Here is a 13,602-nt window from a genome sequence, read left to right as displayed (position 1 = left end):
GATGAGTATGTTGCGCGCGATGCAAAACAACCGTTCCAGGGAACCGCTTACGCTCGCCCAGCGCGCGATCTGCGTGGCCGCGTTCTCCACGTTACTGGCCGCCTGTGCGACGCGGCTCGACAACGCGCCCGTCGTCGACCGCTCCGGTTCGTTCGGCACGACGGCCGCCGCGCAGCCCGCGGTGCCGCTCGGCCCGCCGCCGCCCGGTTTCTACCGCGTGAAGCCGGGCGACACGCTGTACCGGATCGCACTCGAGAACGGACAGAATTATCGCGACATCGCCGCGTGGAACAATCTGTCGAACCCGAATCAGATCGAGGTCGATCAGCTGCTGCGCGTCGTGCCGCCGGGCGGCGCCGCGGCGGCCGGTGCGCCGGCCACGGCACCGCTCGCGGGCGGCGCGGTCGCGACGGCCCCGTTGAGCAGCGGCCCGGCGACGCCGTCGGCAAGTGCGCCGTCGGCCGTCACGCCGCCGCCCGCCGCATCGAGCGACACGACGGCCGCGCCGAGCGGCCCGATCGCGTTCGCCTGGCCGGTGCGCGGCCCCGTGCTGAACGGTTTCGACGACACGAAGAACAAGGGTGTCAATATCGGCGGCACGGCCGGCGAGGCCGTGAAGGCGGCGGCGGACGGCCGCGTCGTCTACGCGGGCAACGGGCTGCGCGGCTACGGCAACCTCATTATCATCAAGCACGACGCGACTTACCTCACCGCGTATGCACACAATCGCGCTTTGATGGTAAAAGAGGGGGACGCGGTGACGAAGGGGCAGAAAATCGCCGAGATGGGTAACAGCGATGCCGACCGCGTGATGCTGCATTTCGAGGTTCGCCGACAGGGTAAGCCTGTCGATCCGATGAAGTATCTGCCGCCTCAATAACGGGACGACCATGCCGAAATCGAAGCGCCACGAGCCGCAAGCCGAGTCTGAGAAGATCAGTCGTGCCACGCAAGCATCGGTGGATCGCGCTGGCGCTTCGACGGACGAAGACGACGACGTCGCGGACAACGAGCGGGACTTCGAAGCGCGCGACGCCGATTCCGAAGGCGGCGACGAGCGCGAAGACCGCCCGGACGCGGCGCCCGACGTCGACGATTTCCGCGCACTGCTGCAGGCCGAGCTCACGGCCGACACGATCCAGCACTACCTGAACCGCATCAGCGTGAAGCCGCTGCTCACCGTCGAGGAGGAGCAGCGCTATTCGCGTCTGGCCAAAGCCGGCGAATTCGAAGCGCGGCAGGTGATGATCGAGCGCAATCTGCGTCTCGTCGTCAGCATCGCGAAGGGCTATCTGAACCGCGGCGTGCCGCTGCTCGATCTGATCGAGGAAGGCAATCTCGGGCTCATGCATGCGATCGAGAAATTCGATCCCACGCGCGGCTTCCGTTTCTCGACCTATGCGACCTGGTGGATCCGCCAGAGCATCGAACGCGCGATCATGAACCAGGCGCGCACCGTGCGCCTGCCCGTGCACGTGATCCGCGAACTGAACCAGGTGCTGCGCGCGAAGCGTCACCTGGAAAAAAACTCGATGTCGACGGGCGAAGCGGCCGAGCGCCGCGAAGCCAGCATCGACGACATCGCCTATCTCACCGGCAAGACCGCCGAGGAAGTCACCGATATCCTCGCGCTGAACGAGCACACCGCGTCGCTCGACGCGCCGCTCGATCTCGATCCCGCGAGCAGCCTGCTCGACCTGCTGCCGGACGACCAGAGCCAGTCGCCCGACGCCGAAGTGCAGCACCGCGAACTCGAGACGCTCACGCGCGCGTGGCTGTCGCGTCTGTCCGATAAGCATCGGCACGTCATCGAGCGGCGTTTCGGGCTGAACCATATCGAACCGGCGACGCTCGAGGAGCTCGCCGACGAGATGGGGCTGACGCGCGAGCGTGTGCGGCAGATTCAGCAGGAAGCGCTGGTGCGCCTCAAGCGGTTCTTCGCGTCCAACGGCGTGCGCAAGGACGCCGTTCTGTAACTGATGACACCGATTCTCGTTTTTGACATCGAGACGATTCCCGATGTCGACGGCATTCGCCGTCTCGAAGATTTGCCCGCCACGCTCAACGATGCCGCGGTGGCCGAACATGCGTTCGCCGCGCGCCGCGAGAAGACCGGCAGCGATTTCCTGCCGCATCACCTGCAGCGCGTCGCTGCGATCTCGTGCGTGTTTCGCGACAACAACGGTTTTCGCGTGCGCTCGCTCGGCACGCCGCAGGACAGCGAAGCGACGCTGATCCAGTCGTTTTACCGCGTGATCGAGAAGTACACGCCGCAGCTCGTGTCGTGGAACGGCGGCGGCTTCGATCTGCCGGTGCTGCATTACCGCGCGCTCGTGCACCGCATCGCCGCGACCCGCTACTGGGATCTCGGCGAGGACGACCGCGACTTCAAATGGAACAACTACATCTCGCGCTATCACTCGCGGCATACGGACCTGATGGATCTGCTCGCGATGTATCAGGCGCGCGCGAACGCGCCGCTCGACGCGCTCGCGAAACTGTGCGGGTTTCCCGGCAAGCTCGGCATGGACGGCAGTCAGGTCTGGACGGCCTTCCAGGAAGGGCGCATCGACGAGATTCGCAACTATTGCGAAACGGACGTCGTCAATACGTATCTGTTGTACTGCCGGTTCCAACTGATGCGCGGCGGCCTCACACCGAGCGAGTACGACGATGAGATTCTGCTCGTGAAGAACGCGCTCGCCCAGGAGTCGGCACCGCACTGGGCCGAGTATCTGGCCGCCTTCGGCGCGTAACGCTTGCCGGAGCCGATCAGTCGAGCAGCTCCAGCACGATCGGCTGGTGATCCGATGCGCGCACGGCGCCATCGATCTCGCAGCGCGCGAGGCGCGGCAACAGCGTGTCGGTGACGAATGCGAAGTCGCACGCGAGCGGGCCGTCCGACCATTGGGCGGTGTCGTAGACGCCGGCCGTCGGCGGCGGCGTGCGGCCGGGATGCTGCGCAATCCACGCGTCGACGAAGGCCGGCGCGCCGTCGATCGGCTCGAGCATGCGCCGGTATGCGGTGCTGTCGAACGCGCTGTTGAAGTCGCCGCAGAGGATCGCATCGCGCGACTGCGCCGTCGCGGCGAACGGGCCCGTGTCGTTTTCCGCCGGCGCCGGCCGGTCCGCATGTGCGCATGCTTCGCGATGCCGCGCACGTATTGCGTCGACCTGCGCGAGGCGCTGCCGCTCCGAATAGAACTCGAGATGCGTCGTCACGACGCGCAGCGGGCCGGACGCCGTCAGCAGTTCGACGTCGAGCGCGACGCGCGGCATCGACGGCGCGTCGGCATCGGCCGGCCACGGCAGCAACTGGCGCAGCACGCGGCCGACCGGCAGCCGCGTCGCGATCGCGTTGCCGAACTGTCGGCGCGGTGTACCTGGCTGCGCGGGCGGCAGATCGGCGCCGATTGCCTCGACGACCGTATAGCCTGGCAGCAGCGCCGCCAGTTCCGCGAACTGACCGACGCCCGGGCGACCCGGCAGGGCGTCGAAGCCGCGCGTGATTTCCTGCACGCACAGGACATCGAAGTCGGCGAGTTGGCGCGCCACGGCGATCGTGCGGCGCAGGTCGACGACGCCGTCGGCGTCCCGACCCCATTGGATGTTCCAGTCGATCACGCGCATGATGGAATCTCCCCGCGGCGGATGCCGCTTTCTGCTGCTAGCTTCGTCTACAATCTCGCCTTCTTCAACGTTTGTCAGGAAAAGCTGGTGTCTGAAGCCGTCCCCACTTCTGCGCGCAAATTGAATAGCGTGCCCGCCGCGCCCGGGAGCGCTCCGGTTCTCGAGATCGAGTCGCTCGACATGGAAGCGCGCGGTGTCGGCCGTGCGACGACCGAGGACGGCGAGCCGGGCAAGGTCATCTTCGTCGAGGGCGCGCTGCCCGGCGAGCGCGTGACCTATTCGAGCTACCGCCGCAAGCCGAGCTACGAGCAGGCGACGGTCGTCGACATCCTGCGCCCGAGCGTGATGCGCACGCAGCCGAAGTGCGCGTTCTTCGGCACCTGCGGCGGCTGCTCGATGCAGCATCTCGACATGCGCGCGCAGGTCGCGATCAAGCAGCGCGTGCTCGAGGACAACCTGTGGCATCTCGCGAAGCTCCGCGCGGAGTCGATCTTCTCGCCGATCCACGGCCCGTCGTGGGGCTATCGTTATCGCGCGCGCCTGACCGTGCGCCATGTCGCGAAGAAGGGCGGCGTGCTGGTCGGCTTCCACGAGAAGAAGAGCAGCTACGTGGCCGACATGACGAGCTGCGAGGTGCTGCCGCCGCACGTATCGGCGATGCTCGTGCCGCTGCGCCGGCTCGTCGAGAGGCTGTCGATTCGCGACCGGATGCCGCAGATCGAACTCGCGGTCGGCTCGCAGGTGACGGCGCTCGTGCTGCGCGTGCTGGAGCCGATCAACGCGAACGACGAAGCGCTGCTGCGCGCGTTTGCGGACGAACACAAGGTGCAGTTCTGGCTGCAGCCGAAGGGACCGGACACGGTCACGCCGTTCTATCCGCTCGACGTGTCGCTCGACTACACGCTGCCGGAATTCGGCATCCGGATGCCGTTCAAGCCGACCGACTTCACGCAGGTGAACCATCAGATCAACCGCGTGCTGGTCGGCCGCGCGCTGCGTCTGCTCGCGCCGGCGCGCGACGATCGCGTGCTCGATCTATTCTGCGGGATCGGCAACTTCACGCTGCCGCTCGCGCGGCTCGCGCGTGAGGTGGTGGGCATCGAGGGCAGCGAGACGCTGACCACGCGCGCGCTCGCCAACGCGCGCGAGAACGGCGTCGACGGTCATACGACCTTCGCGTGCCGCAACCTGTTCGAGGTGACGGCCGACGACATCCGTGCGCTCGGCGCCTTCGACAAGTTCCTGATCGATCCGCCGCGCGAAGGCGCGCTCGCGGTCTCGAAGGCGCTGGCCGACATCGCGCAGAGCGGCGAGGGCCCGCTACCGAAGCGGATCGTCTACGTGTCCTGCAATCCGTCGACGCTTGCGCGCGACGCCGGCCTGCTCGTGCATGAAGCCGGATACCGGCTCAAGGGCGCCGGCGTCGTGAACATGTTCCCGAATACGTCGCACGTCGAATCGATCGCGCTGTTCGAGCGCGACTGAGCGACGCAGGCGGCAGCGGACGTAAAAAAAACCGGCCCGTGACGGGCCGGTTTTTCGTCGGATGCCGCGAACGTCAGTTGCGGTTGCCGCCGAAGATGCCGAGCAGCGCAAGCAGGTTCGTGAACACGTTGTAGAGGTCGAGATAGATCGCGAGCGTGGCGGTGATGTAGTTCGTTTCGCCGCCGTTCACGACGCGCTGCACGTCGAACAGCATGTACGCGGAAAAGATCGCGATCGCGAGCACGGAGACGGTCAGCATCAGCGCCGGCAGCTGCAGGAAGATGTTCGCGACCGAGGCGAGCAGGATCACGATCACGCCCATGAACAGCCACTTGCCGAGGCCCGAGAAATCGCGCTTGCTGACGGTGGCGATCGTCGCCATCGCGGCGAAGATGATGCCGGTGCCGCCGAACGCGAGCATGATCAGCGACGGCCCGTTCGAGAAGCCGAGGATGAAGCTCAGCAGCCGCGACAGCATCAGGCCCATGAAGAACGTGAAGCCGAGCAGCACGAACACGCCGGCCGCGCTGTTCTTCGTGCGCTCGATCGCGAACATGAAGCCGAACGCGATCGCGAAGAACGCCAGCAGGCTCATCATCGGGCTGGTGGCCGCGAACAGCGAGAAGCCCGTCGCGACGCCGACCCACGCACCGAGCACCGTCGGCACCATCGACAGCGCGAGCAGCCAGTACGTGTTCCGCAGCACGCGGTTGCGAACCTCGGCGGTGGTAACGGAGCCGCCTCGGCCGAAATTGTACGGATAGTCGTTCATGGTTTCTCCTAACATTGAACGCAGGGCGTTCGGGGCCGGTTCGGCACACGCGGTGTGCGGCGCAGCAAACCGGAACAGCTATGGCTAAGATACGTTCCGCGCCGCGAGGTTTCAATGGCCGCGCCGCGCAGAACACATCGTTTTGGAACCTTTCGATCGTGTAAGGGTTCAATCGCAATGATACACGGGATCGTGCTACAATAGCGGATTCATTTGAACCTGTAACTTCTTAATTTCTTGGAGTTTTTATGGCAATCGAGCGCACCCTGTCGATCATCAAGCCGGATGCGGTGGCAAAGAACGTGATCGGCCAGATCTACAGCCGTTTCGAAGGCGCCGGCCTGAAGATCGTCGCAGCGCGCATGGCGCATCTGTCGCGTGCAGACGCTGAGAAGTTCTATGCGGTTCACGCGGCGCGTCCGTTCTTCAAGGACCTCGTCGACTTCATGATCTCGGGCCCGGTGATGATCCAGGTTCTGGAAGGCGAAGGCGCGATCCTGAAGAACCGCGACCTGATGGGCGCGACCGATCCGAAGAAGGCTGAAAAGGGCACGATCCGCGCCGACTTCGCGGACAGCATCGACGCGAACGCCGTGCACGGCTCGGACGCACCGGAAACGGCAGCGGTCGAAATCGCGTTCTTCTTCCCGGAAATGAACGTTTACTCGCGCTAAGCCCTGGCTTCCAGCAAGTAGGCAGGATTCAGCGCACGCGGCAAGGCAGCACATCATGACGAGCGAAACTTCCGTCAATCTTCTCGACTTCGACGCCGAGGGTCTTGTCGCGTACTGCGGCAGCCTCGGCGAGAAGCCGTTCCGCGCCAAGCAGTTGCAGCGCTGGATCCACCAGTACAACGCCGGCGATTTCGACGGCATGACCGATCTCGCGAAGTCCCTCAGGGAAAAGCTGAAGGGGCGCGCGTCGATCACGATGCCCGACATCGTCAGCGATCACGTTTCCGCCGACGGCACGCGCAAGTGGCTCGTCGACGTCGGCAACGGCAACGCGGTCGAAACCGTGTTCATCCCCGAGGAAACGCGCGGCACGCTCTGCGTGTCGTCGCAGGCCGGGTGCGCCGTCAACTGCCGCTTCTGTTCGACGGGCAAGCAGGGGTTCTCGCGCAACCTGTCGACGGCCGAGATCATCGGCCAGCTGCGCATGGCCGAATTTGCGCTGCGTGCGTCGCTCGGGCGCGCGCCGGGGCCGAACGGCAAGGCCGAGCGCGTCGTCACGAACGTCGTGATGATGGGCATGGGCGAGCCGCTCCTCAATTACAACGCGGTCGTTCCCGCGATGCGCTTGATGCTCGACGACAACGCGTACGGGCTGTCGCGCCGTCGCGTCACGCTGTCGACCTCGGGCGTGGTGCCGATGATGGACCGTCTCGGCGCCGAGCTGCCGGTCGCGCTCGCGGTGTCGCTGCATGCGCCGAACGATGCGCTGCGCGACGAACTCGTACCGCTGAACAAGAAGCATCCGCTGCGCGAGCTGATGGCTGCGTGCCAGCGTTATCTGAAGGTCGCGCCGCGCGACTTCATTACTTTCGAATACTGCATGCTCGACGGTGTGAACGACACCGAAGCGCATGCGCGCGAACTGCTGGCCGTCACGCGCGACGTGCCGTGCAAGTTCAATCTGATCCCGTTCAACCCGTTCCCGGAGTCGGGCCTCATCCGCTCGAAGCCGGAGCAGATCAAGCGTTTCGCGCAGATCCTGATCGACGCGGGCGTCGTGACGACCGTGCGCAAGACGCGCGGCGACGACATCGACGCCGCATGCGGTCAGCTCGCCGGTGCAGTGAAGGACCGCACGCGCCTGGCGGAACGAACGGGCGCAGGAAAAATCATCGAGGTTCGGGCGGTTTGACGGGGTGACCCGGCCGGGGATGCCCGAACCAGTGGCGGTACAACACGCGAATAGCGATCGTCGCGGCGCACGGGCGCCGCGCATGGCATGAACAGTTGCGGGGGGGCGGCCGGTGGAGCCGGCGCACCCGCCAGTGAAGAAGAATCGACGCGAGGACAAGGATGAGTGAGCCGCAGCCGTCAAACGGCGCAGAGACGAATGCCGCACAGCCGGCACCGGCGGGACTGGAATCGCTGGTCGCGGTCGGCAGCCGGCTGGCGCAGCTTCGGGAGGCGAAGGGGTGGACGGTCGAGGACGTATCGGCGCGGCTCAAGGTCGCTCCGCCGAAGCTGCGGGCGCTGGAGGCCGGCGACATCAGCCATCTGCCCGGCGTGACGTTCGCACTGGGCGTCGTGCGCAGCTACGCGAAGATGCTCGGCGTCGATCCGGAACCGTTTGCGCAGGCGCTGCGCCGCGAGCGCGGCGTGCCGGAGGTCGATCTGTCGATGCCCGCGTCGTCGGGCGCCGATCTGCCGCGCGGCCGCGTGTCGATTCCGCTCGGACACTCGTCGCGCCACCATCCGTGGCTATGGGGAACGGCGCTCGTCGTGGTCGCGGTGATCGCGGTGCTCATGTGGCACACTGGCGGCGATTCGTCGGGCTGGCTCGCGCGCTTGAAGGGCAACGACGCGCAGCAGCATGCCTCGGCCGCAGCGGCGGCGACGGCCTCGCCGGTCGAGGACGCTTCCGCGACCGGCGCATCGAACGCGGCGCCGGTTGCCGCCGTGCCGGCTGCCGTATCGGAAGCGGCGCCGCAGGCCGCCGCATCGGCGGCGCCGGCACCGGCCGCACCGGTCGCAACCGCGGCGGCATCGCAGCCGGTCGCAGTCGCCGGCGCGGCCGCATCGGCCGAAGCGGCGAGCGTGGCGGCGGCGCCCGGCCAGTCGACGATCGAACTGAAGGTGAAGCAGGACAGCTGGTTCAGCGTGCGCGACAACCGCGGCAAGGAACTGTTCTCGGGGCTCGTGCATGCCGGCGAGGCGAAGCAGGTCGCCGGCGACGGCCCGTTCCGCGTGACGATCGGCAACAAGGCGGGCCTCGACGCGATCGCGTTCGACGGAAAACCCGTCGATCCGGCAAAATATTCGGCAGCGCGGGGTAACGTGGCGCGGTTCACGTTGCCCTGATGCCAAGCGCCGTGGCCAAAGGCTGCCGCCGCGTCGGCAGCCGTGGCTGCACGGCGCTTTTTCAATTCGTGCGCCGCCTCGCGGCGCATTCCGCGTAAATGGATCTATCGATGCAATCCGAAGCTCAATCCCCACGCAGCAGTCAGATTTGTTCAACCGAACCGGTATTCGGCGGGCCGGCGCCGCGTCGCGTATCGCATGCGGTCGATGTCCGTTGGGGCGGGCAGCTCGTGACGATCGGCGGCGACGCGCCGGTGCGCGTGCAGTCGATGACGAACACCGACACGGCCGACGCGATCGGCACCGCGATCCAGATCAAGGAACTCGCGAACGCGGGCTCCGAGCTGGTGCGCATCACCGTCAACACGCCGGAGGCCGCGGCCGCCGTGCCGGCGATCCGCGAGCAGCTCGACCGGATGGGCGTGACGGTGCCGCTCGTCGGCGACTTCCATTACAACGGCCACCTGCTGCTGCGCGACTATCCGGGCTGCGCGGAAGCGCTGTCGAAGTACCGGATCAATCCGGGCAACGTCGGTCAGGGCGCGAAGCGCGACACGCAGTTCGCGCAGATGATCGAAGCGGCGATCAAGTACGACAAGCCGGTGCGGATCGGCGTGAACTGGGGCAGCCTCGATCAGGATCTGCTCGCGCGGATGATGGACGAGAATGCCGCGCGCGCGCAGCCCTGGGATGCGCAGAGCGTGATGTACGAGGCGCTGATCCAGTCGGCGATCGGCTCGGCCGAGCGCGCGGTCGAACTGGGCCTCGGGCGCGACCGCATCGTGCTGTCGTGCAAGGTCAGCGGCGTGCAGGACCTGATCGCGGTGTACCGCGAGCTCGCGCGGCGCTGCGGCTTCGCGCTGCACCTCGGTCTGACCGAAGCCGGCATGGGCTCGAAGGGCATCGTCGCCTCGACGGCGGCGCTCGGCGTGCTGCTGCAGGAAGGGATCGGCGACACGATCCGCATTTCGCTGACGCCGGAACCGGGCGCGCCGCGCACGGGCGAAGTGGTGGTCGGCCAGGAAATCCTGCAGACGATGGGCCTGCGCTCGTTCGCGCCGATGGTGATCGCGTGCCCGGGCTGCGGCCGCACGACGAGCACGCTGTTCCAGGAACTGGCGATGCAGATCCAGACGTATCTGCGCGAGCAGATGCCGGTGTGGCGCAAGGAATATCCGGGCGTCGAGAAGATGAACGTCGCGGTGATGGGCTGTATCGTCAACGGCCCGGGCGAGTCGAAGCACGCGAACATCGGCATCAGCCTGCCGGGCTCGGGCGAGAACCCGGCCGCGCCCGTCTTCATCGACGGCGAGAAGGTCAAGACGCTGCGCGGCGAGCGGATCGCCGAGGAATTCCAGCAGATCGTCAGCGACTACGTCGCACGCAATTACGGCCGCGCGGCGGCCACGAACTAATTCGTCCACACACAGATGACTGAACAGAAACGCAAGATCGAGAAGCTCACGGGCGTCAAGGGCATGAACGACATCCTGCCGCAGGATGCCGGCCTGTGGGAGTTCTTCGAGTCCACCGTGAAATCGCTGTTGCGCGCGTACGGCTATCAGAACATCCGCACGCCGATCGTCGAGCATACGCAGCTCTTCACGCGCGGCATCGGCGAAGTTACCGACATCGTCGAGAAGGAGATGTACAGCTTCACCGACGCGCTGAACGGCGAGCACCTGACGATGCGTCCGGAGAACACCGCGGCCGTCGTGCGCGCGGCGATCGAGCACAACATGCTGTACGACGGTCCGAAGCGCCTCTGGTACATCGGCCCGATGTTCCGTCACGAGCGTCCGCAGCGCGGTCGCTATCGCCAGTTCCATCAGGTCGGCGTCGAGGCGCTCGGCTTCGCGGGTCCCGATGCGGATGCCGAGATCATCATGATGTGTCAGCGTCTGTGGGACGACCTCGGCCTGACCGGCATCAAGCTCGAGATCAATTCGCTGGGCCTCGCCGAAGAGCGTGCGGCGCATCGCGTCGAACTGATCAAGTATCTCGAGCAGCACGTCGACGCGCTCGACGAGGATGCGAAGCGTCGTCTGTATACGAACCCGCTGCGCGTGCTCGACACGAAGAATCCGGCGCTGCAGGAGATTGCGCAGAATGCGCCGAAGCTGATCGACTTCCTCGGCGACACGTCGCGTGCGCACTTCGAGGGACTGCAGCGCCTGCTGCTCGCGAACAACATTCCGTTCAAGATCAATCCGCGGCTCGTGCGCGGCCTCGACTACTACAACCTGACCGTGTTCGAGTGGGTGACCGACAAGCTCGGCGCGCAGGGCACCGTCGCGGCCGGCGGCCGTTACGATCCGCTGATCGAGCAGCTCGGCGGCAAGCCGACGGCTGCGTGCGGCTGGGCGATGGGCATCGAGCGCATTCTCGAGCTGCTGAAGGAAGAGAACCTTGCGCCGGAGCAGGAAGGCGTCGATGTATACGTCGTGCACCAGGGCGACGCGGCGCGCGAGCAGGCCTTCATCGCGGCCGAGCGTCTGCGCGATACGGGCCTCGACGTGATCTTCCACTGCAGCGCCGACGGCGCGCCGGCAAGCTTCAAGTCGCAGATGAAGCGCGCCGATGCGAGCGGCGCCGCATTCGCGGTGATCTTCGGCGAAGAAGAGGTCGCGAACGGCACGGTGGGCGTGAAAGCGCTGCGCGGCACGGGCGGCGACGGGGAAAAGAACGCTCAGCAGACCGTACCGGTCGAAAGCTTGACCGAATTCCTAATCAATGCGATGGTTGCATCCGCCGAAGACGGCGACGACTGATCGCGCTGGCGTTCGCTCGACAAGAAAAGGCCTGAACAGGAAGGAATCGCTCGCCGATGAGTTATCACGACGAACAAGAATCGATTGAAAGTCTGAAAGCGTGGTGGGCCCGCTGGGGCAATCTCACCACGTGGATCGTCCTCGCGGCGCTCGTCGTCGCAGCCGGTTTCAACGGCTGGAACTACTGGCAGCGCCGTCAGGCCGCCGAAGCGTCGGGGCTGTACGAGCAGGTCCAGAAGGCCGCTGCCGCGAACGACAAGACGACGATCGCACGCGCGGCCGCCGACATGGAAGACAAGTACGGCCGCACCGCGTATGCACAGATGACGGCGCTGTCGGCCGCGAAGGTGCTGTACGCGGCGGGCGATACGGCCGGCGCGAAGGCGCAGCTGCAGTGGGCGGCCGATCACGCGAAGGACGACGAGTACAAGCAGATCGCGAAGTTGCGCCTTGCGTCGCTGCTGCTCGACGAAAAGGCGTACGACGCAGGGCTCGCGCTGCTGTCGGGCACGCCGATGGACGCATTCAAGGGCCTCGTGGCCGATCGCCGCGGCGATCTGCTCGCCGCGCAAGGCAAGACCGACGACGCGCGCACTGCCTACAAGCTCGCGCTCGACAGCCTGTCGAAGGACGACCAGTCGGCGCGCCAGCTCGTGCAGTTCAAGCTGGACGCGCTCGGCGGCTGAATCGCGGCCCCCTCAACCTCTTAACTCTGCTTCGCTAACCGATGAATTTGCTGAAACGTTACGCTGTGCCCGTTGCCTGCGCGGCGGCTGTCATGACATTGGCGGCCTGCTCGTCGTCGAAGGACGCGCGCCGCGTGCCGACGCCGCTCACCGAGTTCAAGCCCGTGATGGACGTGCAACAGGTCTGGAAGGCGAGCGTCGGCAAGGGCGGACGCTATCTGTTCTCGCCGGTGGCCGTCGGCGACGCCGTATTCGCGGCGGGCGAGAACGGCTCGGTCGAGAAGATCGACGCGAAGACGGGCCAGACCGTCTGGCGCACGAAGCTCGGCTCGGATCTGTCGGCGGGCGTCGGCAGCGACGGCAACCTGACCGCGGTCGGCGCGCTGAAGGGCGGCGTGTTCGTGCTCGGCCCGGACGGCAAGCAGTTGTGGAAGACCACGGTGCAGGGCGAGATCATTTCGCCGCCGCTCGTCGGCAACGGTCTCGTGATCGTGCGCACGATCGACGGCCAGGTGATCGCGTTCAACGCGCAGACGGGCGAGCAGAAGTGGAACTACCGCAACCGCGCGGTGCCGCTCAATCTGCGCGTGTCGGCCGGGATGACGTTCGCGGGCGACGCGGCCGTGCTCGCAGGTTTCCCGGGCGGCGGGCTCGTCGCGATCAACCTGCAGACCGGCGAGCCGTTCTGGCAGACGCCGGTGTCGTTCCCGAAGGGCGTGACCGAAGTCGAGCGGATCAACGACGTGAGCGGCCCGCCGACGCTGGTCGGCGCCGAAACCTGCGCCGTGACGTTCCAGGGTCAGCTCGGCTGCTTCGACGCGAACTCGGGGCGACCGCTCTGGGAAAAACCGTTCTCGAGCCGCAGCGGCCTCGCGCAGGACGATTCGGTCGTCACCGGCGGCGACGACTGGTCGATCGTCACGGCGTATGACGCGGCGACCGGCAATCCGCTGTGGCATAACGACAAGCTGAAGAGCCGCGACGTCGGCGTGCCCTATCTGCTCGGCCATGCGGTCGTGATGGGCGACTACCAGGGCTACGTGCACTTCCTGTCGCGCGAGGACGGCAGCTTCATCGCGCGGATGAAGACCGACGGCAGCGCGATCACGGCTGCGCCGGTGCTGGCCGGCAACACGCTCGTCGTGCAGACGAAGGACGGCGGCCTGTACGGCTTCCGTCCGCGCTGACGCGCAGCAGGTACGCGCCGCGCGGGCCCGCCCGCGCGC

Annotated in this window: 13 protein-coding genes; 11 read left to right on the top strand and 2 right to left on the bottom strand. The window is 66.5% G+C overall.

Going from position 1 to position 13,602, the window contains the following annotated elements:
• Position 1 precedes the first annotated feature (1 nt).
• The 3 genes from NP80_RS21765 to NP80_RS21755 are packed head-to-tail and all read left to right on the top strand — an operon-like array spanning position 2 to position 2,756.
• Positions 2 to 880 (top strand): peptidoglycan DD-metalloendopeptidase family protein, encoded by an 879-nt coding sequence (locus NP80_RS21765; RefSeq protein WP_035488246.1) that lies wholly within the window; start codon positions 2 to 4, stop codon positions 878 to 880.
• Between the two features lie 10 nt (positions 881 to 890).
• Entirely contained in the window at positions 891 to 1,976 is a 1,086-nt protein-coding gene (rpoS, locus tag NP80_RS21760; RefSeq protein WP_006399897.1) for an RNA polymerase sigma factor RpoS, read from the top strand.
• Positions 1,977 to 1,979: 3 nt separating this feature from the next.
• The gene (locus NP80_RS21755) at positions 1,980 to 2,756 is read left to right on the top strand and encodes a 3'-5' exonuclease (protein WP_006404705.1); all 777 of its coding nucleotides are present in this window, start codon (positions 1,980 to 1,982) and stop codon (positions 2,754 to 2,756) included.
• A gap of 16 nt (positions 2,757 to 2,772) precedes the next feature.
• On the opposite strand, the gene NP80_RS21750 is transcribed toward NP80_RS21755, so the two are convergent.
• A complete protein-coding gene (locus NP80_RS21750; RefSeq protein ID WP_006404706.1) occupies positions 2,773 to 3,630 on the bottom strand; it encodes an endonuclease/exonuclease/phosphatase family protein in 858 nt (285 codons plus the stop codon).
• 87 nt (positions 3,631 to 3,717) lie between these two features.
• Between NP80_RS21750 and rlmD the strand changes: the two genes are divergently transcribed.
• On the top strand, positions 3,718 to 5,115 hold the full coding sequence (gene rlmD / locus NP80_RS21745) for a 23S rRNA (uracil(1939)-C(5))-methyltransferase RlmD (RefSeq protein ID WP_080559064.1): 1,398 nt from the start codon (positions 3,718 to 3,720) through the stop codon (positions 5,113 to 5,115).
• A gap of 73 nt (positions 5,116 to 5,188) precedes the next feature.
• Here rlmD and NP80_RS21740 read toward each other — a convergent pair whose 3' ends face one another.
• A complete protein-coding gene (locus NP80_RS21740; RefSeq protein ID WP_006399901.1) occupies positions 5,189 to 5,887 on the bottom strand; it encodes a Bax inhibitor-1/YccA family protein in 699 nt (232 codons plus the stop codon).
• Between the two features lie 248 nt (positions 5,888 to 6,135).
• On the opposite strand from NP80_RS21740, the gene ndk reads away from it, so the two are divergent.
• The 7 genes from ndk (at position 6,136) to bamB (ending at position 13,563) form a co-directional block, all read left to right on the top strand.
• On the top strand, positions 6,136 to 6,561 hold the full coding sequence (gene ndk, locus NP80_RS21735; protein ID WP_006399902.1) for a nucleoside-diphosphate kinase: 426 nt from the start codon (positions 6,136 to 6,138) through the stop codon (positions 6,559 to 6,561).
• Positions 6,562 to 6,616: 55 nt separating this feature from the next.
• Entirely contained in the window at positions 6,617 to 7,753 is a 1,137-nt protein-coding gene (gene rlmN, locus NP80_RS21730) for a dual-specificity RNA methyltransferase RlmN (protein WP_006399903.1), read from the top strand.
• Between the two features lie 161 nt (positions 7,754 to 7,914).
• Positions 7,915 to 8,919 (top strand): helix-turn-helix domain-containing protein, encoded by a 1,005-nt coding sequence (locus NP80_RS21725; RefSeq protein ID WP_006404708.1) that lies wholly within the window; start codon positions 7,915 to 7,917, stop codon positions 8,917 to 8,919.
• 110 nt (positions 8,920 to 9,029) lie between these two features.
• Positions 9,030 to 10,334, top strand: coding sequence for a flavodoxin-dependent (E)-4-hydroxy-3-methylbut-2-enyl-diphosphate synthase (gene ispG, locus NP80_RS21720; protein WP_006399905.1), 1,305 nt, complete (start codon positions 9,030 to 9,032; stop codon positions 10,332 to 10,334).
• A 15-nt stretch (positions 10,335 to 10,349) separates the two neighbouring features.
• Complete coding sequence (hisS, locus tag NP80_RS21715; protein ID WP_006399908.1) at positions 10,350 to 11,690, top strand: histidine--tRNA ligase; 1,341 nt, start codon at positions 10,350 to 10,352, stop codon at positions 11,688 to 11,690.
• 56 nt (positions 11,691 to 11,746) lie between these two features.
• A complete protein-coding gene (locus tag NP80_RS21710; protein ID WP_006404710.1) occupies positions 11,747 to 12,376 on the top strand; it encodes a tetratricopeptide repeat protein in 630 nt (209 codons plus the stop codon).
• 41 nt (positions 12,377 to 12,417) lie between these two features.
• Complete coding sequence (gene bamB, locus NP80_RS21705) at positions 12,418 to 13,563, top strand: outer membrane protein assembly factor BamB (RefSeq protein ID WP_006404711.1); 1,146 nt, start codon at positions 12,418 to 12,420, stop codon at positions 13,561 to 13,563.
• Positions 13,564 to 13,602 lie beyond the last annotated feature (39 nt).

This window comes from Burkholderia multivorans ATCC BAA-247 (genome assembly GCF_000959525.1).
Classification (GTDB): Bacteria; Pseudomonadota; Gammaproteobacteria; order Burkholderiales; family Burkholderiaceae; genus Burkholderia; species Burkholderia multivorans.
This window is presented reverse-complemented; position numbering and strand designations above follow the sequence as displayed.

Coding starts and splice junctions, on each gene's coding strand:
- ndk (WP_006399902.1), top strand. CDS start 6,136: ATGGCAATCGAGCGCACCCTGTCGATCATCAAGCCGGATGCGGTGGCA.
- rpoS (WP_006399897.1), top strand. CDS start 891: ATGCCGAAATCGAAGCGCCACGAGCCGCAAGCCGAGTCTGAGAAGATC.
- hisS (WP_006399908.1), top strand. CDS start 10,350: ATGACTGAACAGAAACGCAAGATCGAGAAGCTCACGGGCGTCAAGGGC.
- rlmN (WP_006399903.1), top strand. CDS start 6,617: ATGACGAGCGAAACTTCCGTCAATCTTCTCGACTTCGACGCCGAGGGT.
- NP80_RS21765 (WP_035488246.1), top strand. CDS start 2: ATGAGTATGTTGCGCGCGATGCAAAACAACCGTTCCAGGGAACCGCTT.
- NP80_RS21740 (WP_006399901.1), bottom strand. CDS start 5,887: ATGAACGACTATCCGTACAATTTCGGCCGAGGCGGCTCCGTTACCACC.
- ispG (WP_006399905.1), top strand. CDS start 9,030: ATGCAATCCGAAGCTCAATCCCCACGCAGCAGTCAGATTTGTTCAACC.
- NP80_RS21755 (WP_006404705.1), top strand. CDS start 1,980: ATGACACCGATTCTCGTTTTTGACATCGAGACGATTCCCGATGTCGAC.
- NP80_RS21725 (WP_006404708.1), top strand. CDS start 7,915: ATGAGTGAGCCGCAGCCGTCAAACGGCGCAGAGACGAATGCCGCACAG.
- bamB (WP_006404711.1), top strand. CDS start 12,418: ATGAATTTGCTGAAACGTTACGCTGTGCCCGTTGCCTGCGCGGCGGCT.
- NP80_RS21750 (WP_006404706.1), bottom strand. CDS start 3,630: ATGCGCGTGATCGACTGGAACATCCAATGGGGTCGGGACGCCGACGGC.
- NP80_RS21710 (WP_006404710.1), top strand. CDS start 11,747: ATGAGTTATCACGACGAACAAGAATCGATTGAAAGTCTGAAAGCGTGG.